Here is a 19,115-nt window from a genome sequence, read left to right as displayed (position 1 = left end):
GCCTCGGCCGTCATGCTCTTCGGCCTGGGTGCCGGCGACGCCGCCCAGGCGGCACCCGCCCACCTCGAGCAGTCCGCCCTCGCCTCCTCCCTCCTGCGCGGCACGTTCGAGCAGGACCTGGAGACGGGGAGGATCACCGCCGACCAGGTCGCCACGGTCGCCGCCGAGGGCGTCGTCGGCGGCGGCCAGCACATCGACGCCTGGGCCGCGAAGGGCGAGAGCCACGCGCAGGTCGCCGCCGAGGTGCGCGCCGAGATCCAGGCCACCGGCCCGTCGACCGCCCATGCGGTGGAGAACGAGGCGGTCCAGCGGACCCTCGCCTCGCCCGACGGCCGGCCGGTCACGAAGGCGGAGGTGATCGCGCAGGGCGACCCCGGCGGCATCGCCGAGTCGAAGGCGTTCTGGAGCGGCCACGAGTACTACATCCCGAGCAAGTACATGAAGACGCTCATCGCCGTGGGCGCGGCCGTGTACCTCGGCACGGTGTGCATCACGCTCGACCTCTCGAAGCTGTCCTGCGTCGCCCTCGGCATCCTGGTCGCGGGGTGCGCCGAGTACATCAAGGACGGGCCGTGCGGCGAGGGCTACTGCTTCGACTTCCCCAAGACGTGGAAGTCGCACTGCGCCGACTGATCCCTCCCCGGTCGCGCGGCCGGACACGCGCGGGCGGCCGGGCCGACGCGCGCCTGACCGGTCGCAGCACCGCACCACCGCCGCCCTCCGTCCGCATCCCGCGGCCCGGAGGGCGGCGGGCGTCACCAGCGGAGCAGCAGCACGTCGGATCCGCCCTCGCGTCCCACGGCCACGAACCCGAGCGACGCGTAGAGCGCGCGGGCCCGGTCGTTGCCGTCCTCCACGCTGAGGCTGACGGCCGGGGCGCCCGACGCCCGGACCGCGTCGACGAGCGCGACGAGCAGCGCCCGCCCGACGCCCCGGCCGCGCGCCGACGGGACGAGCGCCATGCCGAGCTCGGGGACGTCGGACGCGACGAAGCCGTAGCCGCGGTCGTCGTCCGCGAAGAGGCGGGCCCAGGCGGCGCCGACCGGATCCCCGTCGGCCTCCGCGACCACGCCCACGTCGCCGGCGCGCGGCCAGCCGGACACGTAGTGCGCGAGCTCCGGGGTGGCGAGCATGCGCTCGCGGGTCATGGATCCGTCGTCGCGCCAGTCCATCGACGCCAGCAGCATGTCCTCCAGGAACGGCAGGTCGTCGGCGCGCGCCGGGCGGAGCGCCACGCCGGCGGATCCCGCGCCCGTCATCCCGCCGCTCCGTCCGCGGCGCCGTCCGCGGCTCCGTCGGCCGCGCCGTCCGCGGCTCCGTCGGCCGCGGCCGCCGCGACCACGCGCGACTCCAGCCAGCTCCGCAGATCCGCGACCACCTCGTCGCGGTTCGTCTCGTTGTAGATCTCGTGCCGGGCGCCCGGGTAGACGATGAGCAGCACGTCGCTCAGGCGCGAGCGCCTGCTGTAGTCGCGGGCGAGGAGCTGCATCCCGCGCCGACCGCCGAGCGAGTCCTCCTCGCCGCCCTGGATCAGCACGGGCAGGTCGGTCGCGAGCTTCCGCGGCGGGCGGCCCATGATCTGCACCGAGTCGCGCATCCGGTACGGCTTCAGCGCGTTGACGTCGAAGTTGCGGTCGTCGGCGCCGAACGCGCGCTGTGCCTCCGGATCCCGCGACAGCCACTCGAAGCCGGACGCCGCGGGGTGCCGCCAGCGCCTGTTGAGGTCGCCCGTGTTGATCACGCCGGGCATCGCCAGCGACGCGCCGCTCAGCACCAGCCCCGCGTAGAGGTGCGACGCGCGCGCCACGATCCGCTGCGCGAGGAGCGCGCCCCAGCTGTGCCCGAGGAGCACGAGCGGCAGGTCGGGGTGCTCCCGGCGCAGCTGCTCGCTCACCAGCTGGATCCCGTCGAGCGCCGCCAGGTGCCGCCGCGGCCCCAGCACGCCGATGCCGAGGTGGCCGAGGCCGGTGGCGCCGTGCCCGCGGTGGTCGTCGGCGGCGACCGTGAACCCGAAAGCGTTGAGCTCGTGCGCGAGCCGGACGTAGCGGAGCGCGTGCTCGCCGACGCCGTGCGCGATGTGGACCACGGCCCGCGGGGACTCGGCCTCCCACACGTAGTAGTGGAGGGTCACGCCCTCCGCGTCCACGAGGGTGCGGTGGTCGGCTCCGCCGGTGGGGCGCTCGTCGTCGGGCATGGATCCAGACTAGGGCGGGCCCGCCCCGCCGCCCGGATCAGGACTCGCGCGTGATCTCCACCCGCACGAACAGCTTCGACCGGAACGGCCCCGCGTAGATGCCGCGCAGCGGCGCCACGTCGCGGTAGTCGCGGCCGCGGCCGACGAGCACGTGCCGGTCGCCGATGTCGATGAGGTTCGTCGGATCCCAGCCGCGCCACTCGCCGCAGAACCACTCGACCCACGCGTGCGACTCGCCCGTGACGGTCTCGCCGACGGCGGCGTTCGGCTTCGGGTGCAGGTAGCCGCTGACGTAGCGCGCGGGGATCCCGACGTGCCGCAGCGCCCCGATGACGATGTGCGTGATGTCCTGGCAGACGCCGCGCCCCTGCTCCCACGCCTCGCGCGCGGTCGACTGCACGCTCGTGACGCCGGCCATGTACTCGACCTTCTCGCCGATCGCGCGCGCGATCTCCGCGGCCGCCTCGCACGGCGTGCCGGCGCCGCCCGCGATCCCCTCCGCGAGCGCCCGGACCTCCTCGTGCGGCTCGGTGCGCGCGGTCTGCGCGACCTGCTCCACGTGCTCGGTGGCGCGCTGCACGTCGACCGCGAGGTCGTCCCAGCCGAGCTGGTGCGGCTCGTGCGTGCGCGGACGCACCTCGACGAGGCTCGTGGCCGTGAGCTCCAGCGAGCGGTGCGGGCTGAGGATCTCGAACGACGAGACGCGCGTGCCGAAGTAGTCGACGTACGTGTGGTGCCCCGGCTTCGGCTGGATGTCGAGGTTCGAGTACAGGACGAACTGGTTCTCGCTCGACACGGGCAGCATGCGCGCCTCGTTGTAGGACGCGGTCACCTCGCCCTCGTAGTGGAAGCCGGTCCGGTGGGTGATGCGCAGGCGGTTCACGAGTTCTCTCCGACCCAGCTGGGTGCCGCGTTGGTGGGGAAGTAGCGCTGGCGGACGGCCTCGCTGGTGGCGGAGGTCGCCTCCTGCACGGCGTCCATGAAGCGCGGGAGGTCGTCGAGGATCTCGCTTATGGGCCGGTACTCCAGCTCGCTGCGGATCTGCCCGAGCAGCCGCTGCGCCTGGTCGGACACCCCGAGGCGGTCGGTGCGCGGCTCGATGTCGTGCAGGCACTGCTCGGCGCGGCGGATGGAGTGCGTGATCGACCGCGGGAACAGCCGGTCGAGCAGCAGGAACTCGGCCGCGTTGCGCGCGCTCGGCACGCCGCGGTAGGTGCGCAGGTAGGCCTCGTAGGCGCCGCAGGAGCGGAGGATCGTGGTCCACGACGGGCCGCTCGCCTCGGTGAGGGCGCGCGTGGCGAGGAGGCGGGCGGTCATGTCGGCGCGCTCGATGGACCGGCCGAGCGTGAAGAACTGCCAGGCCTCGTCGCGGCTCGTGCCCGACTCGACGAGCCCGACCGCGAGGGCCGAGCGCTCGCGCACCCAGCCGAAGAACTCGTGCACGCGGTCGTTCGCGATCTTGCGCGGCATGCGGGCGCGCGTCGTGTTGAGGCACTCCCACAGCTCGCTCGAGACGATCTCGCGCGCCCGGCGGGCGTTCTCCCGCGCGGCGCCGAGCGAGTACGCGATGGAGGCGGGCTGCGTGCGGTCCACCGCGAGGAGCGCGAGCACGTCGTCGCGGCCGAGCGCCTCGTCGGAGGGGACGTCGCTGCCCATCACGCTGAGCAGCGACCGGCAGGCGGTGTCCTCGTCGATCCACGGATCCTCCAGCAGGAGCTGCAGGTGCACGTCGAGGATGCGGGCGGTGCCGTCGGACCGCTCGATGTAGCGGCCGATCCAGAACAGCGACTCGGCGATGCGCGACAGCATGGGCATCAGCGGTCCCCCTCGGTGGTGGTGCGGGCTCCGGCGGCGGGCGCGGCGGCGGCCTGCTGCTGCTGCTCGTGCTGGTCCCGGTTGCGCGGCCGATCGTGCGGCGACTGGTCGGGCGCCTTCTCGCCGTTCGCGACGATCGGGATCGAGGTGGTCACCGCGGCCTGGTCGGCGACGAGCGTCTGCACGCTGCGCTCGCGCGTGGCCGCGGGGAAGCCGGAGTCGCCGACGACCCAGGTGTCCTTGGATCCGCCGCCCTGGCTGCTATTGACCACGAGCTGGCCCTCGGGGAGCGCCACGCGCGTGAGCCCGCCGGGCAGCACCCAGATGTCGCGGCCGTCGTTGACGGCGAACGGGCGGAGGTCGGCGTGGCGCGGGCGCATGCCGTCCTCCACGAGCGTGGGGATGGTGGACAGCTGCACCACGGGCTGCGCGATCCAGCCGCGCGGGTCCTTCAGGAGCCGCGCGCGCAGCTCGGCGAGCTCGCCCGCGCTGGCGGCGGGCCCGACGACGAGGCCCTTGCCGCCGGATCCGTCGACGGGCTTCACCACGAGCTCCGGCAGCCGGTCGAGCACCTCCTCGAGCGAGTCGGGCTCCTCGAGGCGCCAGGTGTCGACGTTCGGGATGATCGCGTCCTCGGCCAGGTAGTAGCGGATGAGGTCGGGCAGGTACGTGTAGACGAGCTTGTCGTCGGCGACGCCGTTGCCGACCGCGTTCGCGATGGTCACGTTGCCGAGGCGGGCCGCGAGCATGAGGCCGGGCGAGCCGAGCATCGAGTCGGCGCGGAACTGCAGCGGATCCAGGAACTCGTCGTCGACGCGGCGGTAGATGACGTCGACGCGCATCGGGCCGCCCGTGGTGCGCATCCAGACCCGGCCGCCGGAGCAGAACAGGTCCCGGCCCTCGACGAGCTCGACGCCCATGAGGCGCGCGAGCAGCGTGTGCTCGAAGTAGGCGCTGTTGTAGACGCCGGGCGTGAGGACGACGACGTTCGGGTCCTCGACGCCGTCGGGCGCGCTCGCGCGGAGGGCCTGCAGGAGCTTGTTCGGGTAGTCCCCCACCGGGCGCACGCGCATGGAGACGAACAGCTCGGGCAGCGTCTGCGCCATGACGCGGCGGTTGGAGATCACGTAGCTGACCCCCGAGGGCACGCGCACGTTGTCCTCGAGCACGCGCATCTCGCCGGCCTCGTCGCGCACCAGGTCGATGCCGGAGACCTGGATGCGGACACCGTTGGCCGGGTCGATCCCCTGGGCCTGGCGGTGGAAGTGGCTGGACGAGCTGATAAGGCGCGCGGGGATCACGCCGTCGCGGATCGCGCGCTGCGGCCCGTACACGTCGGCGAGGAACGCCTCGAGGGCGCGGACCCGCTGCGCGACGCCCTTCTCGAGCCGGCTCCACTCGGCCTGCTCGATGACGCGGGGCACGGCGTCGAGCGGGAACGGCCGCTCCTCGCCCGCGAAGTCGAAGGTGACGCCCTGCGCGAGGTAGCTGGTGGCGAGCGCGTCGGTGCGGTCCTTCAGCTCGTCCTTGGTCATGCGCGACAGGGCCGCGTGGATCTCGCGGTAGGCCGCCCGGGTGACGGCGGGCTCGCCGTCGGCGGGCGGATCCCGGAACATCTCGTCGAACGGCATCGCGCCCCCGGAGGCGCGGCGTGCGGCCGCGAGCGTGCCGTATCCCTCGAACAGATCACCCATGTCCCGGAGCGTAGCCGGGGCGTGTGTCGGGGGTGTTACCGGCGCCGGGCGGCGCCGGGGAGGCTCCGGATCAGGCGTCGGTGCGCTTGAGGACGTGCGCGGGGATGGCGATCGACGCCGAGACGAGCAGGATGCCGGCGAAGAAGCTCAGCAGCTCGAAGCCCTCGATGTAGAACGCGAACGCGAACAGCGCCATGCCCGCCATGAAGAGGGCGAACGCGATGATGAAAGCGACGATGTTCACGAGGGCACCTGGATCCGTTGACGAGACTGGGGGCGACCGCCGCGCCGGGGCGCGTGACGCGGTCATTCACGAGTCTACGAGATCGCGGGGCGGGTGTCGCCCGGGCGGCTCGACCGGCGGCCCGGTCGGAGCGGCCGGTCGGAGCGGCCCGGATCAGCGCGCGGCCTGCTCCGGGCGGATCCCGCCGGCCAGCGCCTGGTACGCGCGCTGCGGGCCGGGCGAGCGGCTGAGCGACGCGGCGATGGCGTCGAGCCCGGCGCGCTGCATCCCGGACGGGTTGAGCAGGGCCTTGGCCGCCTGCCGCAGCTCGGTGACGGTCGCGACGTTCGGCGCGAGCGCGATCCCGAGGCCCGCGTCCTCCAGGGCCGCGGCGCCCGCGAACTGGTCGGTCGAGAGCGGCAGCACGAGCATCGGGACGCCCGCGGTCGCCGCCTCGGTGACGGAGTTGTTGCCGCCGTGCGTGACGGCGAGGTCGGCGTGGCCGAGCAGCGTCACCTGCGGCAGGAACGGGCGCACGAGCCAGTCGGCGGGGATGTCGCCGAGCTCCTGCCTGTCGGTGGATCCGGTCGCGAGCGCCACGCGCACGTCGAGGTCCCGCAGCGCCGCGGCGATGCGGGACAGCACGTCGCCGCGCACGGAGAGGAAGCTTCCGAGCGACACGTAGACGATCGGGTCGCCGCCGGCGTCGATCCAGTCCTGCACCTCCGTCTCCGGGGCCTCGCGGCGCACGGCCGAGCCGATGAAGGCGTGCGGGGGCAGCAGCTCGGAGCGGTCGAGGTCGTGCAGCTCCTCGGGGTAGTTGAGGAGGAGCACGTCGCCCGCCTCCGCGAACGCGTCGCGGCTGGGCGGCATGTGCGGGGCGAGGATCGCGAGGGCGTCGTTCCACTGCGCCGTGAAGCGGTCGCGCACGCGGACGCAGAGCGCGTGCAGCTCGTCGAGGTCCTCCTCCTCGGGCTCGAAGGCGGCGGGCCACGCGGGCGGGAAGCCGTAGACCTCGTCGCCGACGGGCAGCGCGCTCGGGTGGCCGAGCACGACGTCCGCGTGCCGGGTGCCCGAGGCGAGGAGCGCGAGGCGGGCGCTGAAGGCGAGGTGGTCGACGATCACCTGGTCGGGACGCACCTCGTCGAGGATCCGCTGCACGGCGCGCGCGGTCTCCACCGGCTCCCACAGCAGGTCGTCGCTCCGGGCCTCCGCCTGGAAGCGGAGCGTCTCGACCATGCCGCGGCGCGTGGCGGCGAAGAAGCCGCGGAGGGCGTCGTCCTCGCCGGTCGGCTGGTCCTCGGCCTTGATGGTGCCGGGGTTGGATCCGCGGCCGAGGCGGAGGTCGATGCGCTCGAAGCCGGAGGCCTCGACGATGCCGGCGGTGGCGGATCCGGTCGCCACGACCACGCGCTCGCCGGCCTGCTGCCAGGCCGACGCGAGCGTGATGAGGGGGAAGAGGTGGGACGCGTAGTCCGGGCTGATGACGAGCAGGGTCATGAGGCGCTGAGCTCCCAGAGGGTTCGGTCGTCGGCTGCGGCGACGTCGCGGTAGACGCGGGACAGGGTGCCCGCCATGGCCTGGATGGTGAAGGTGCGCGCGACCATGTCGCGGGCCCGGTCGGCGGCGGCGTCGGCGTCGGGGCCGGCCGCGATGTCGAGGGCGCGGGCGATGCCGGTGGCGAGCTCCGCGGGATCCGCGGTGTCGACGAGGAGGCCCGTCACGCCGTCCTCCACGTAGGTCGCGGGGCCGCCGGACGCGGGAGCGACGACGGGGAGCCCCATCGACATCGCCTCGAGGAGCGCGACGCCGAACTCCTCCTTGATGCTCGCGCACGCGTACGCGCCGCCGGTCGCCGCGAGACCCGGGCGGCCGTAGCGCACGGCGGCGAGCCAGCGCGTGACGGTGTCGTTGCCGCGGTGGCCGGCGAGGAGGAGGCCGTGTCGCGCGGCGTCCGCGGATCCGTCGGCGTCGGGCACCGCGTCCAGGATGCGCGCCAGCTGCTCGCGCTCCTCCTCGCTGGGCGCGTCGAGGTCGCCGCCCACGATGAGGAGGTTGGCGCGGGACCGGAGCGCGGGATCCGCCGCCCAGACGTGCGCGAGCTGGGCCATGCCCTTGACGCGGGCGAGGCGGCCGACGGAGACCACGAGCGGGAGGTCGCGGCGCTCCTCGGGGAGGCCGCGGAGGAGGTCGTCGAGCTCGACGAACGCGCGGGCGGGCGCGCCGTCCGCGTCGGCGCCGAGCATGGCGTCGTCGCGCGAGCGCTCGATGGCGGCCACGTCGATGCCCTCGGCGACGACGCTGTGGCGCTCGGGGTGCGCGTCCACGTCGATGCCGACGAGGCGGCGCATGTCGCGCTTGAGCTCGGGCCGGGGGAAGAGGACGGTGTGCGCGGCGTCGGCGGCCAGGCGCTGCACGAGGCGCACGCGGAACCAGTAGTGCTCGCGCGCGTCCACGGCGCCGAAGCCGTCGCGGGTCAGGGCGCCGGAGCGGTCGAGCGCGTCGACCACGCCGTGCGGATCCGGCGCGACCGTGAAGACGACGGGGATGCCGAGCTCGCGCGCGACCGTGGAGGCGGCGAGCGTGCCCACGTCGGCCATGCGGAGGTGCACGGCGTCGACGCGGCCGGCGGCGCGCAGCACGCGGCGGATCCCCCGCTCGGCCTCGACGCGGTGCGGCCACGCCTCGGGCAGCGAGCGCGGGCCGCCGAGCATCGGGATGTGCGCGAAGACGTGGCCGTCGTCGCCCGCGGCGACGCGCGCGAGCGAGCCGAGCGCCTGGTCGGGCGTGCCGCGGGACAGCGTGAGGACGCGGTCGACGGGACGGTCGACGACCGTCGCGGCCTCCGCGTCTCGGGACGCGGTCGACGCGACCGACGGATCCACGAGCGCGTCGCCCAGCCGCACGAGCAGCGTCGCGATGCCGCCGTTGTCGCCCGCGCCCACGTGGGTGAGCCCGGCGTCGATGTCGGCGTGCAGGAAGAGCTGGACCACCGTGAGGCCCGGGCGCGCGGGCGGGGCGGGGTGGTCGCCGTGCTGGCGGGCGATGTCGAGCACGGCGAGGCGCGCGACCGCGGCCACCTCGTCGTCGCCGCGCGCGATGTCGGACACCAGGGCCAGGATCGCCTCGCCCGCGGGCCGGTCGCCGAGCGCGGCCACGGCGGCGGAGCGGGTGAGCGGGCCCTCGGACCCGTCGGGGGCGATGCGGAGGAGCACGCGCTCGGGGATCCGCCCGGGCACGAGGCCGATCGTCTCGACGAGGCGCGACCGGGCGCCGTCGCCCCGCACGCCGAGCAGCGCGTTCTCGAGCGCGAGCGCGACGTGGTCGGGCGTCGAGCCGGCCCACTGCTGGAGGGTGCGCTGCGCGAGCATGCCGGGGAATCCGCCCTCGACGACCATGGCGACGAGGCCCGAGACCGCGTCGAAGCGCGGGAGGCGCGTGCCGAACGCCCAGGCCGCGTGCTCGCGGATCCACCGGACGTCGTGGTCGAGGAGCGCGACGAGCGCGATGTCGGCGGCCTCGTCGAAGACCTGCGCGAGCGCGTGGATGGCGGCGACGGCGGTGAGCTGGTCGGCCGGGTCGGCGGCGGCGCGGGCGAGGAGGCGCACCGCGCGTCCGCCGCCGTCGCGGCTGGCGGCCACCGTGAGCTCGTCGGCCTCCTGCATGACGTCGAGGATGCGCGCGGCCTGCGCCACCTGGTCCAGGCTCGTCTGGATCCCCATGCTCGTGCCCCCCTTCGGGTCGCCTGCTCCTGCGACGGAGCCGTGAGGCGCCTCACGCGGGAGCGTTCGCTCCCGGGACAGCCTCGCAGCCCTCGCGAGTATTCCGCAGTCGGCTGCGAGAACACAGCCGCGCGGGCCAGATGACGCGGGCCCGGGCCGCGCGCGACCCCGCGCGTACGCTGGCGACCATGCCCCGCCCCGCGACGCCCGCCCCGCAGATCCGCTTCGGCATCGTGGGGAGCGGCTGGCGCAGCGCCTTCTTCCTGCGCATCGCGCGCGCCCTCCCCGAGCGCTTCGCGGTCACCGGGCTCGTGACGCGCAGCGCCGAGACGGGCCGTGCGCTCGAGGAGGAGTGGGGGATCCGCACCTTCCGCACCGCGGCCGAGCTGCTCGCCGCCGAGGCGCCGTCGTTCGTGGTCGTGTCCGTGCCGCGGGCGGCCGCGCCCGACGTGATCGCCGACCTCGTCGACCGCGGCGTCGCCGTGCTCACCGAGACCCCGCCCGGCGAGACCGTCGAGGACCTCGAGCGGCTCGATGCGCTCGTGAGGCAGGGCGCCAGGATCGAGGTGGCCGAGCAGTACCCGCTCTCGCCGCTGCTCGCCGCGCAGCTCGCGATCGCCGCCGACGGCAGGCTGGGGCGGATCAGCCAGGCCACGGTCGCGCAGTGCCACGACTACCACGGCGTCCGCGTGATGCGCCGGGCGCTGGGCATCGGGTTCGAGGACGCGACCATCACCGCGCAGCGCTTCTCCTCGCCGCTCGTCGCCGGGCCCGACCGCGACGGGGACCCCGTGCGCGAGGAGGTCGTCACGGCCGTGCAGACCACCGCGCGCTTCGACTTCGGCGACCGCCTGGGCGTCTACGACTTCGCCGACCGGCAGTACTTCTCCTGGATCCGCCGCAACCGGCTCCTCGTCCGCGGCGAGCGCGGCGAGATCGTCGACGAGCACGTGAGCTGGCTGCTCGACGCGACGACGCCGACGTGGGCCGACATCGCGCGCGTCGAGACCGGGCAGGGCGGGAACCTCGAGGGCCACCACCTGCGCGGCCTGCTGCTCGGATCCGAGTGGGTCTACGAGAACCCGTTCGCGCCGGGCCGGCTCGCGGACGACGAGATCGCCATCGCCCAGTGCCTCGTCGAGATGCACGCGCACGCGGCCGGCGGACCCTCCACCAACTCGCTCGCGGAGGCGTCGCAGGACCACCACCTCGCGCTCCTCATGCACGAGGCCGCGACCACCGGCGAGCCCGTCCGGAGCACGCGGCGCGCCTGGGCCGACTGACCCGCACTCCCTCCTCCTCTCACGGAAGGCACGACATGCGCATCGACCTCACGGGATCCACCGCCCTCGTCACGGGCTCCACGCAGGGCATCGGGTACGCGATCGCGGAGGGGCTGCTCGCCGCGGGCGCCCGCGTGATCGTCAACGGCCGCGACGAGGAGCGGACGGCGGCGGCGCGCGACCGGCTGCTCGCCGCGCATCCGGACGCGCCCGTCGAGGTGCTCGCCGCCGACGTCGCGACCGAGGAGGGCGCCGCCCGGGCGGTCGAGCTCTTCCCCGAGGTCGACGTGCTCGTCAACAACCTCGGGATCTTCGCCTCGGCCGACCCCTTCGACATCTCCGACGACGAGTGGCGCCGCTACTTCGAGGTCAACGTGCTCGCGGGCGTGCGCCTCACCCGCGCGTACCTGCCCGGCATGATGGCGCGCGGCTGGGGACGCGTGCAGTACATCGCGAGCGACTCGGCCGTCGCGACGCCGGCCGAGATGATCCACTACGGCGTCTCGAAGACCGCGCTCCTCGGCGTCTCGCGCGGCTTCGCCAAGGCGGCGGCCGGATCCGGCGTCACCGTCAACTGCGTCATGGCCGGCCCCACGCACACCGGCGGCGTCGAGGCCTTCGCGCGCGAGCTCGTGGGCGACGACCTGCCGTGGGACGAGGCGCAGCGGGAGTTCATGCGGGAGCACCGGCCGCAGTCGCTCATCCAGCGGCTGATCGAGCCGGAGGAGATCGCGAACATGTGCGTGTACCTGGCGTCGCGGCAGGCGTCGGCGACGACCGGCGGCGCGCTGCGGGTCGACGGCGGGTACGTGGACGCCATCCTGCCGTAGGGCGAGGCGGGCGCCGGGCCGGGTGGGCGGTCGCGCGCCTCAGCCCGCCAGGTGCCGCCGGATCGCCTCCACGCCGACCTCCACCTCGCGGAACGAGGTGGTCAGCGGGCTGAGCCCGAGGCGGAGGCCGGACGGCGCGCGGAAGTCGGGGATCACGCCCTCCGCCCACAGCGCGCCGACGATGTCGCGGAACCGCGGGTGGTCGACGCTCACGTGGCTGCCGCGCCGGTCCTCCTCGCGCGGGCTCGCGACGCGGGCGCCGAGCGGCACGAGGTCGCGGTCGACGAGATCCAGCGCGAAGCCGGTGAGCGCGAGCGACTTGGCGCGGATCGCGGGCATGCCCGCCTCCTCGATGAGCGCGATCATGTCCTGCATCGCGAGCATCCCGACGATGGGCGGAGTGCCGCTGAGGAAGCGGCGGATCCCGTCGGCCGGCACGTACTCCGGCCCCATCGCGAAGACGTCCTGCGCGCCCATCCAGCCCTGGATCGGCTGCCGCAGCTCACCCTGCAGGTCGCTCCGCACGTAGCCGTGCGCGGGCGCGCCCGGCCCGCCGTCGAGGTACTTGTAGCTGCAGCCGACCGCGAGGTCGACACCCCACGCGTCGAGCTCGGTGGGGATCACGCCGACCGAGTGGCAGGTGTCCCACAGCACGAGCGCGCCGGCGTCGTGCACGATGCGCGTGATCCCCGGCACGTCCGCCAGGAACCCCGACCGGTACGCGACCTGGCTGAGCACCACGAGCGCGGTCCGCTCCCCCACCGCCTCCGCGACGAGCTCCGGCGTGACCCCGGCGTCGGGCGACACCTCGATCCAGCGGATCGTCATGCCGCACTCCTCGGCGACGCCCTCGAGCACGAAGCGGTCGGTCGGGAAGTTGTCGGTGTCGATCACGAGCTCGTCGCGGCCGGGCCGCGCGCGGACGGCGGCGCGCACGAGCTTGTAGAGGATCACGGTGGTGGAGTCGCCGACGAACGTCTGGCCGGCCGCCGCGCCGTACGCGACGCGACCGAGGTCGTCGCCGATGCGCGTCGGCATCTCGAGCCAGTCCTCGTCCCAGCCGCGGATGAGGCGGCCGCCCCACTGATCGCGCACGAACGATGCCATGCGCTCGACGCTCGCGAGGGTAGGCAGCCCGAGCGAGTTGCCGTCGAGGTAGGCGACCACGTCGTCGGACTGCACGAACAGGTCGCGGAAGCGCGCCAGCGGGTCGCGGGCGTCGAGCTCGGCGGCCGACGGGATCGGGTGGGAGGCGTGGGCGTCGGGTGTCACGTCCGCAGCCTACGAGCCGGAGCGCGCGACGACCGCGGCCGGGCGCGACCGGCGCCCCTCGGGCCTTCCGTTAACCTCGGGGCGTGCCCCTGCCCGCGTGGACCCCCGACGGCCCCGACCTCGTGATCCACGCGGAGAACCTCGAGGCCGTGCGCGCCCTCCCCGACGGCGCCTTCCAGCTCATCTACCTGGATCCGCCGTTCAACACCGGCCGCACGCAGGAGCGGCAGAACCTCACGGTCAGGCGCAGCGCCGACCCGGACCCGGATCCCGAAGCCGGCGCCGCCGACGACACCGCCGCCGCCGACCCCGCGACCGCTGCCCCCGCCCTCGCCCCCGCGAGCACCGCGACGCCCGAGCCGGTCCGCCCGCCGGGTGCGCGCCTCGGCTTCCACGGCCGCAGCTACGACTCCGTGAAGGGCATGCTCTACGGCTTCGACGACTCGTTCGCCGACTACTGGGACTTCCTCGAGCCGCGGCTCATCGAGGCGTGGCGTCTCCTCCACCCGACCGGGACCCTCTACCTGCACCTCGACTACCGCGAGGTGCACTACGCGAAGGTCGTGCTCGACGCGCTCTTCGGCCGCCGCTCGTTCCTCAACGAGATCGTGTGGGCGTACGACTACGGCGCGAAGTCCCGCCGCCGCTGGCCGGCCAAGCACGACACGATCCTCGTCTACGTGAAGGACCCGCTCCGCTACCGCTTCGACTCGGAGGGCGTCGACCGCGAGCCGTACATGGCGCCCGGCCTCGTGACCCCGGAGAAGCGCGAGCGCGGCAAGCTGCCGACGGACGTCTGGTGGCACACGATCGTCTCCCCTACGGGCCGCGAGAAGACCGGCTACGCGACCCAGAAGCCGCTCGGCGTGCTGCGTCGCATCGTGCAGGCGTCGAGCGGGCCGGGCGACTGGGTGCTCGACTTCTTCGCCGGATCCGGCACCACGGGCGCCGCGGCCCGCGAGCTCGGCCGCCGCTTCGTATTGGTGGACGAGAACCCGCAGGCCCTGGAGGTGATGCGCGCCCGGCTCGCGGGCGGCGGCACCGTGTTCGCGTCGCCGGATCCCGAGCCGGGCGTCCCCGTGCCGCCGACCGCCGGCTGACCCGCCCCGGCCGCCCGACTACCCCTGCTGCGCGAGCGCGAACGGCAGCACGCGGGTGGCCCCGGCCTTGCGCAGCAGCCGACCGGCGACCGTGAGGGTCCAGCGGGTGTCGACCAGGTCGTCCACGAGGAGCACGGTGCGCGGATCCGCGGCGAGGTCGTCCGCGAGGTGCGTCGGCACCTGGAACCGCGGGTGCACCCGCCCGAGCCGGTAGACGCTGTTGCCGCGCGCAGCACCGGGGGCACCGGGATCCACGAGGTCGAGCGACCCGAGGAACGGCAGGCGCCCCACCTCGGCGATGCGCTGGGCGAGGCTGCCGACGAGCTGCGGCCGGCCCGCGGACGGCACGTGCACGACCGCGCGCGGACGCTCCGCCCAGCCCCACTCAGCGAGCACCCGCACGCAGGCGGCGACGAGGGCATCGTCGACGGGCGCGTCCTCGGCGCCGGCCGCGAAGACCGTGCGGAGGCGCCCGCCCCAGCCGAGGTCGGTGAGGCGGGCGAGCGCGCGGCCCTCGTCGACCTGCTCGTCCGCGACGATGGCGCCGCTGAGCGGGACTCCGACGCTCGACGCGCCCGTGGGCCAGCGCAGCCGCGGCTCGATGGGCAGCCCCACCTTGTCGAGCGCCTGCGACGCGGTGGCCGACGCCCGCTGATCCAGCGACGTCGGGTACCACGCACCCGCGCACCGGTCGCAACGGCCGCACGGCGCCGCGGTGTCGTCGTCGAGCTGGCGCTGGAGGAACTCCATCCGGCAGCCGAGCGTGGTCTCGTAGTCGAGCATCGCCTGCTGCTCGCGCACCCGCGCCGCGGCGACCTGCTCGTAGCGGGCGCGGTCGTAGACCCACGGGACGCCCGTGGCGGACCACCCCGCGGTGTCGCGACGCACGGCGCCGTCGACGTCGAGCACCTTGAGGAGGAGGTCGAGGCGGCTGCGCGAGAGCTGCACGCGCGACTCGAGCGCGGGGACGGACAGCGGCCGGTCGCTCTCGCCGAGCGCCTGGATGACGGACGCCGCCTGCTGCTCGTCCGGCATGGAGGCGGTGGCGAAGTACTGCCAGATGTCCGGATCCTCCCGTCCGGGCAGGAGCAGCACGTCCGCGTCCGCGGATCCGCGCCCCGCGCGCCCGACCTGCTGGTAGTAGGAGACGGGCGACGACGGCGCCCCGAGGTGCACGACGAACCCGAGGTCGGGCTTGTCGAAGCCCATGCCGAGCGCGCTCGTGGCGACGAGCGCCTTGACCTCGTTGCGCTGGAGCTCGCCCTCGGCCTGCTCCCGGTCGGCCGGGTCGTCGCGCCCCGTGTACGCCTTGACGGCGTGGCCGGCGTCGCGCAGCAGCCGCGCCGTGTCCTGCGCGGCCGACACCGTGAGCGCGTAGATGATGCCGCTGCCGGGCAGCTCGTCGAGGTGGCTGAGGAGCCAGCCGAGCCGGTCGCGGCTGTTCTCGAGCCGCAGCACGCCGAGCCGGAGCGAGCGCCGCGCGAGCGGCCCGCGGATGGTGACCACGGGCACGCGCTCGGTCTCGACGACGCCCGCGCCCGCGGATCCGACGCTCAGCTGCTCCTCGACGTCGGCCACCACGCGCGAGTTCGCGGTGGCGGTGGTGGCGAGGACGGGCACGCGCTCGTCGACCGAGGAGATGAGGTCGCGGAGGCGGCGGTAGTCGGGCCGGAAGTCGTGGCCCCAGTCGGAGATGCAGTGCGCCTCGTCGACCACGAGGAGGCCGAGCCGGGCCCGGAGCGCGGGCAGCTGCTCGTCGCGGAAGCGCGGGTTGTTGAGCCGCTCGGGCGAGACGAGGAGGAGGTCGACCTCGTCGGCGTCGAGCGCGCGCAGGAGGTCGTCCCACTCGTGCGCGTTGCTCGAGTTCATGGCGACGGCGCGGACCCCGGCCCGGCGGGCCGCGGCGACCTGGTCGCGCATGAGCGCGAGGAGCGGCGAGACGAGGAGCGTGGGGCCGAGGCCCTGCTGGCGGAGGAGCAGGGTGGCGACGAAGTAGACGGCCGACTTGCCCCATCCGGTGCGCTGCACGACGAGAGCGCGGGAGCGGTCCTGCACGAGCGCCTCGATGGCCTCGAACTGGCCGTCGTGGAAGTCGGCGCCCGCGACGCCGACGAGCCGCGAGAGGTGCTCCCGGGCGGCGGACCGGAGGTCGGAGGTCGCGGCGGAGGAGGGCGGCATCGCGGTGTCGGGCATGCGGCCATGCTCCCATCCGCCTCCGACCCCGGCGCCCACGGCGAGGCGGCGGAGGGATGGGACGGCGGCGCGCGTCCTGGGGAGGGACTACCGCTCGGGGGTGGATCCGGGCTCGATGGCCCGGGGCTCACGCGCCGGTCCCGCGGCACGCGCCGCCTGCACCGCGCGCTCGGCCTGGAGCTGCCGCATCCGCGCGATCCGGGCGTAGTGCCGCTCCTCCTCCTCCAGGTCGGCGAGCTGCTGCTCCGTGCTGCGCACGCGCCGGTCGACCGCCACCGCGGCCCGCTCGTAGGCGGCGCTCCGGTCCGGCGGGCCGACGGGCACGGGCCGGGCGTTCCAGTCGTGGCCGACGCAGAACCACACGATGCTGCCGATGAGGGGCAGGAACACGACGAGCAGGATCCAGACGAGCTTCGGCAGGTGCTTCACCCGGTCGTCCGGGCGGGTGATGAGGTCGACGAGCGCGCACACGGCCACGAGGAGGGGGAGCAGCCCGAAGAGGATCACGGTCCCGGAGCATAGGGGCGATGCCGGACCCCGCGGAAGGCACTTGCACGGGCCGCGCGGCGGGTCGACGGCCCTCCGCTTCGCTCAGTGGACACCCACCTCGCATCTGTCAGGTCTTCAGGAGCGGCCCGTCCTAAGGTCCAGTCGAGGGCCGCACCCGGTGGCCTCAGTGAGGAGGAGATCATGGGTCTCGACGACAAGATCAAGAACGCTGCTCAGGACATCGCGGGCAAGGCCAAGGAGGCGCTCGGCGACCACAAGGGCGACGAGAGCCTCAAGGCCGAGGGCCAGAAGGACCAGACCGCCGCGTCCGCCAAGAAGGCCGGCGAGGACGTCAAGGACGTCTTCAAGTAGAGCCGGACCAGCAGCGCCAGGAGAGGCGGCGACCCACGGGTCGCCGCCTCTCCTCATGTCCGGACGCGTCAGGGCCCGGCCGTCACGGCAGGTCGGGTGCGCCGGACGCCTGGATGATCCGCTGCACCAGCTCCGCGTCGAGCACCGCGACCTCGTCGCCGTCGTCGTCCGCGTGCGCCCGCACCACGACCGACGTGACGCCGCCGTCCGGCCGCACGTCGACCACGAGGAACCCGGATCCGCGCACGATGCGCTCCGTGCCGGGCTCGGCCGCCACGTCCGTCTCGTTCGCGACGCCGGGCGCCACCAGCACGGGCACGCCCGCGAGCGACCCGACGATGTGGTGGTGGTAGTGGCCCGAGAGGATCACCCGCACGTCGCTGCCGCGGACGATCTCCGCCAGCCGCTCCGGACCCTGCAGCGCGAGCGACTCGTGCAGCGCCGTGGGCGCGGGGACCGGCGGGTGGTGCAGCACGAGCACCGTCCCGTGCTCGGCCGGGGTCGCGAGCAGCTCGCGGAGCCCGTCGAGCTGCTGCTCGCGGAGCGCGCCGTAGCCCTTGCCGGGCACGGAGCTGTCGAGGGTGACGATGCGCCAGCCGTCCACGATCGTCACGCCGTCGATGGGCGGCACGGCCGCGGGATCCCGGCCGTCGTCCGTGCCCGGGCCGCCGTGCCCGTCGCCGAGCACGAGCCGGAAGCCGGAGCGCACGTCGTGGTTGCCGGGCGTCAGCACGAGCGCGGCGCCCCGCGACGACGTCCACGGCACGAGCTGGTCGCGCAGGAGCGCGTACGACTCGGGGGTGCCGTCCTCCGAGAGGTCGCCCGAGCCGACGAGGAGCCGCACGTGCGGGACGCGGTCGGCCTCGACGAGGACGCGGTCGAGCGCGGCTCCCGTGTCGACGACGTCCTGGTGGAGTCCGCCGTCGCGGAGCAGGTGGGTGTCGCTGAGGTGGACGAGGCGGAGGGATCCGGGAGGCAGTGCGTGCATGCGCCGACCCTACGGCGGCGGACCGACACCGCGGCGGCCTGCCGGCGGACATCCGGTGAAGCCGGGCTCGGCTGCCCGGCGGCCGCGCATCCCCCGGCGGTAGCCTCGTCCCACGACGAGAGGGAACCCCATGGCGACGCGCGACGAGATGGACTGCTGGCTCACCGACATGGACGGCGTGCTGGTGCACGAGAACCAGGCGCTCCCGGGCGCCGCCGCCCTCATCCAGCAGTGGCAGGACACGGGCAAGCCCTTCCTCGTGCTCACCAACAACAGCATCTTCACGCCGCGCGACCTCTCCGCCCGGCTCCGCGCGTCCGGCCTGCACGTGCCCGAGGAGTCCATCTGGACCTCCGCGCTCGCGACCGCCGCGTTCCTCGAGCAGCAGATGCCGGGCGGATCCGCGTTCGTCATCGGCGAGGCCGGCCTCACGACGGCGCTGCACGAGGCGGGCTTCATCATGACCGACACGAAGCCCGACTTCGTGGTCATCGGCGAGACGCGCAACTACTCGTTCGAGGCGATCACGCGGGCGATCCGCCTCATCAACGGCGGCGCGCGCTACATCGCGACGAACCCGGACGCGACCGGCCCGAGCGCGGAGGGCGTGCTGCCCGCGACGGGCGCGGTGCTCGCGCTCATCTCGAAGGCCACGGGCAAGGAGCCGTACATCGTCGGCAAGCCGAACCCGATGATGTTCCGCTCGGCCCTCAACAAGATCGGCGCCCACTCCGAGAGCACCGGCATGATCGGCGACCGCATGGACACCGACATCATCGCGGGCATCGAGGCGGGCCTGCACACGGTGCTCGTGCTCACGGGCATCAGCGACCGCGCCGAGATCGAGCGCTACCCGTTCCGCCCGGACGAGGTGCTGTCGGGCGTCACCGAGCTGCTGGACCCGGAGCCGGTCGAGTCCGAGCTCTGATCAGCGGGCGGG

The 19,115-nt window shown here is 74.4% G+C and carries 18 protein-coding genes; 6 read left to right on the top strand and 12 right to left on the bottom strand.

Translation table 11 applies throughout. The features are described from left to right. The first annotated feature begins 12 nt into the window (after positions 1-12). Positions 13-633, top strand: coding sequence for a hypothetical protein (locus BFL37_RS11115; protein WP_086515166.1), 621 nt, complete (start codon positions 13-15; stop codon positions 631-633). 122 nt (positions 634-755) lie between these two features. On the opposite strand, the gene BFL37_RS11110 is transcribed toward BFL37_RS11115, so the two are convergent. The 8 genes from BFL37_RS11110 to BFL37_RS11080 form a co-directional block, all read right to left on the bottom strand. Further along, on the bottom strand, positions 756-1,259 hold the full coding sequence (locus BFL37_RS11110; RefSeq protein ID WP_086515165.1) for a GNAT family N-acetyltransferase: 504 nt from the start codon (positions 1,257-1,259) through the stop codon (positions 756-758). Beyond that, the gene (locus BFL37_RS11105; RefSeq protein WP_086515164.1) at positions 1,256-2,194 is read right to left on the bottom strand and encodes an alpha/beta fold hydrolase; all 939 of its coding nucleotides are present in this window, start codon (positions 2,192-2,194) and stop codon (positions 1,256-1,258) included. The genes BFL37_RS11110 and BFL37_RS11105 overlap by 4 nt, the downstream gene beginning before the upstream one ends. Before the next feature lie 37 nt (positions 2,195-2,231). Then, positions 2,232-3,077, bottom strand: coding sequence for a transglutaminase family protein (locus BFL37_RS11100; protein ID WP_086515163.1), 846 nt, complete (start codon positions 3,075-3,077; stop codon positions 2,232-2,234). Further along, the gene (locus tag BFL37_RS11095; RefSeq protein WP_086515329.1) at positions 3,074-4,003 is read right to left on the bottom strand and encodes an alpha-E domain-containing protein; all 930 of its coding nucleotides are present in this window, start codon (positions 4,001-4,003) and stop codon (positions 3,074-3,076) included. Before BFL37_RS11095 ends, BFL37_RS11100 begins: the two co-directional genes overlap by 4 nt. A 5-nt stretch (positions 4,004-4,008) precedes the next feature. Beyond that, positions 4,009-5,703 (bottom strand): circularly permuted type 2 ATP-grasp protein, encoded by a 1,695-nt coding sequence (locus BFL37_RS11090; protein WP_086515162.1) that lies wholly within the window; start codon positions 5,701-5,703, stop codon positions 4,009-4,011. Between the two features lie 70 nt (positions 5,704-5,773). Further along, complete coding sequence (locus BFL37_RS14610) at positions 5,774-5,947, bottom strand: hypothetical protein (RefSeq protein ID WP_172403802.1); 174 nt, start codon at positions 5,945-5,947, stop codon at positions 5,774-5,776. Between the two features lie 153 nt (positions 5,948-6,100). Continuing rightward, positions 6,101-7,426 carry a nucleotide disphospho-sugar-binding domain-containing protein gene (locus BFL37_RS11085; protein ID WP_086515161.1) on the bottom strand — a complete coding sequence of 442 codons (1,326 nt, stop codon included), beginning with the start codon at positions 7,424-7,426 and terminating at the stop codon, positions 6,101-6,103. Next, positions 7,423-9,648: a glycosyltransferase gene (locus BFL37_RS11080; protein ID WP_086515160.1), complete on the bottom strand. Its 2,226-nt coding sequence runs from the start codon at positions 9,646-9,648 to the stop codon at positions 7,423-7,425. The genes BFL37_RS11085 and BFL37_RS11080 overlap by 4 nt, the downstream gene beginning before the upstream one ends. A gap of 188 nt (positions 9,649-9,836) precedes the next feature. Between BFL37_RS11080 and BFL37_RS11075 the strand changes: the two genes are divergently transcribed. Continuing rightward, positions 9,837-10,931, top strand: a complete 1,095-nt coding sequence (locus BFL37_RS11075; RefSeq protein ID WP_086515328.1) for a Gfo/Idh/MocA family oxidoreductase — start codon at positions 9,837-9,839, stop codon at positions 10,929-10,931. A gap of 35 nt (positions 10,932-10,966) precedes the next feature. Further along, complete coding sequence (locus BFL37_RS11070) at positions 10,967-11,761, top strand: SDR family NAD(P)-dependent oxidoreductase (protein ID WP_086515159.1); 795 nt, start codon at positions 10,967-10,969, stop codon at positions 11,759-11,761. 39 nt (positions 11,762-11,800) lie between these two features. On the opposite strand, the gene BFL37_RS11065 is transcribed toward BFL37_RS11070, so the two are convergent. Further along, positions 11,801-13,033 (bottom strand): kynureninase, encoded by a 1,233-nt coding sequence (locus BFL37_RS11065; RefSeq protein WP_086515158.1) that lies wholly within the window; start codon positions 13,031-13,033, stop codon positions 11,801-11,803. Between the two features lie 83 nt (positions 13,034-13,116). Between BFL37_RS11065 and BFL37_RS11060 the strand changes: the two genes are divergently transcribed. After that, positions 13,117-14,133: a DNA-methyltransferase gene (locus BFL37_RS11060; protein WP_241533992.1), complete on the top strand. Its 1,017-nt coding sequence runs from the start codon at positions 13,117-13,119 to the stop codon at positions 14,131-14,133. Positions 14,134-14,151: 18 nt separating this feature from the next. Here the strand turns inward: BFL37_RS11060 and BFL37_RS11055 are convergent, their stop codons facing one another. Both BFL37_RS11055 and BFL37_RS11050 read right to left on the bottom strand, forming a co-directional pair. Continuing rightward, positions 14,152-16,326: a RecQ family ATP-dependent DNA helicase gene (locus BFL37_RS11055; RefSeq protein ID WP_086515157.1), complete on the bottom strand. Its 2,175-nt coding sequence runs from the start codon at positions 16,324-16,326 to the stop codon at positions 14,152-14,154. 87 nt (positions 16,327-16,413) lie between these two features. After that, complete coding sequence (locus tag BFL37_RS11050) at positions 16,414-16,833, bottom strand: PLD nuclease N-terminal domain-containing protein (protein ID WP_086515156.1); 420 nt, start codon at positions 16,831-16,833, stop codon at positions 16,414-16,416. 183 nt (positions 16,834-17,016) lie between these two features. Here BFL37_RS11050 and BFL37_RS11045 point away from each other — a divergent pair, with 183 nt between their 5' ends. Next, positions 17,017-17,187 carry a CsbD family protein gene (locus BFL37_RS11045; protein ID WP_086515155.1) on the top strand — a complete coding sequence of 57 codons (171 nt, stop codon included), beginning with the start codon at positions 17,017-17,019 and terminating at the stop codon, positions 17,185-17,187. A gap of 82 nt (positions 17,188-17,269) precedes the next feature. Here the strand turns inward: BFL37_RS11045 and BFL37_RS11040 are convergent, their stop codons facing one another. Further along, the gene (locus BFL37_RS11040; RefSeq protein ID WP_086515154.1) at positions 17,270-18,175 is read right to left on the bottom strand and encodes a metallophosphoesterase; all 906 of its coding nucleotides are present in this window, start codon (positions 18,173-18,175) and stop codon (positions 17,270-17,272) included. A 130-nt stretch (positions 18,176-18,305) separates the two neighbouring features. On the opposite strand from BFL37_RS11040, the gene BFL37_RS11035 reads away from it, so the two are divergent. Further along, positions 18,306-19,103, top strand: a complete 798-nt coding sequence (locus tag BFL37_RS11035) for an HAD-IIA family hydrolase (RefSeq protein WP_086515153.1) — start codon at positions 18,306-18,308, stop codon at positions 19,101-19,103. Positions 19,104-19,115: the final 12 nt, after the last annotated feature.

This window comes from Clavibacter michiganensis, assembly GCF_002151125.1.
In the GTDB taxonomy this organism is placed as follows: Bacteria; Actinomycetota; Actinomycetes; order Actinomycetales; family Microbacteriaceae; genus Clavibacter; species Clavibacter michiganensis_C.
This window is presented reverse-complemented; position numbering and strand designations above follow the sequence as displayed.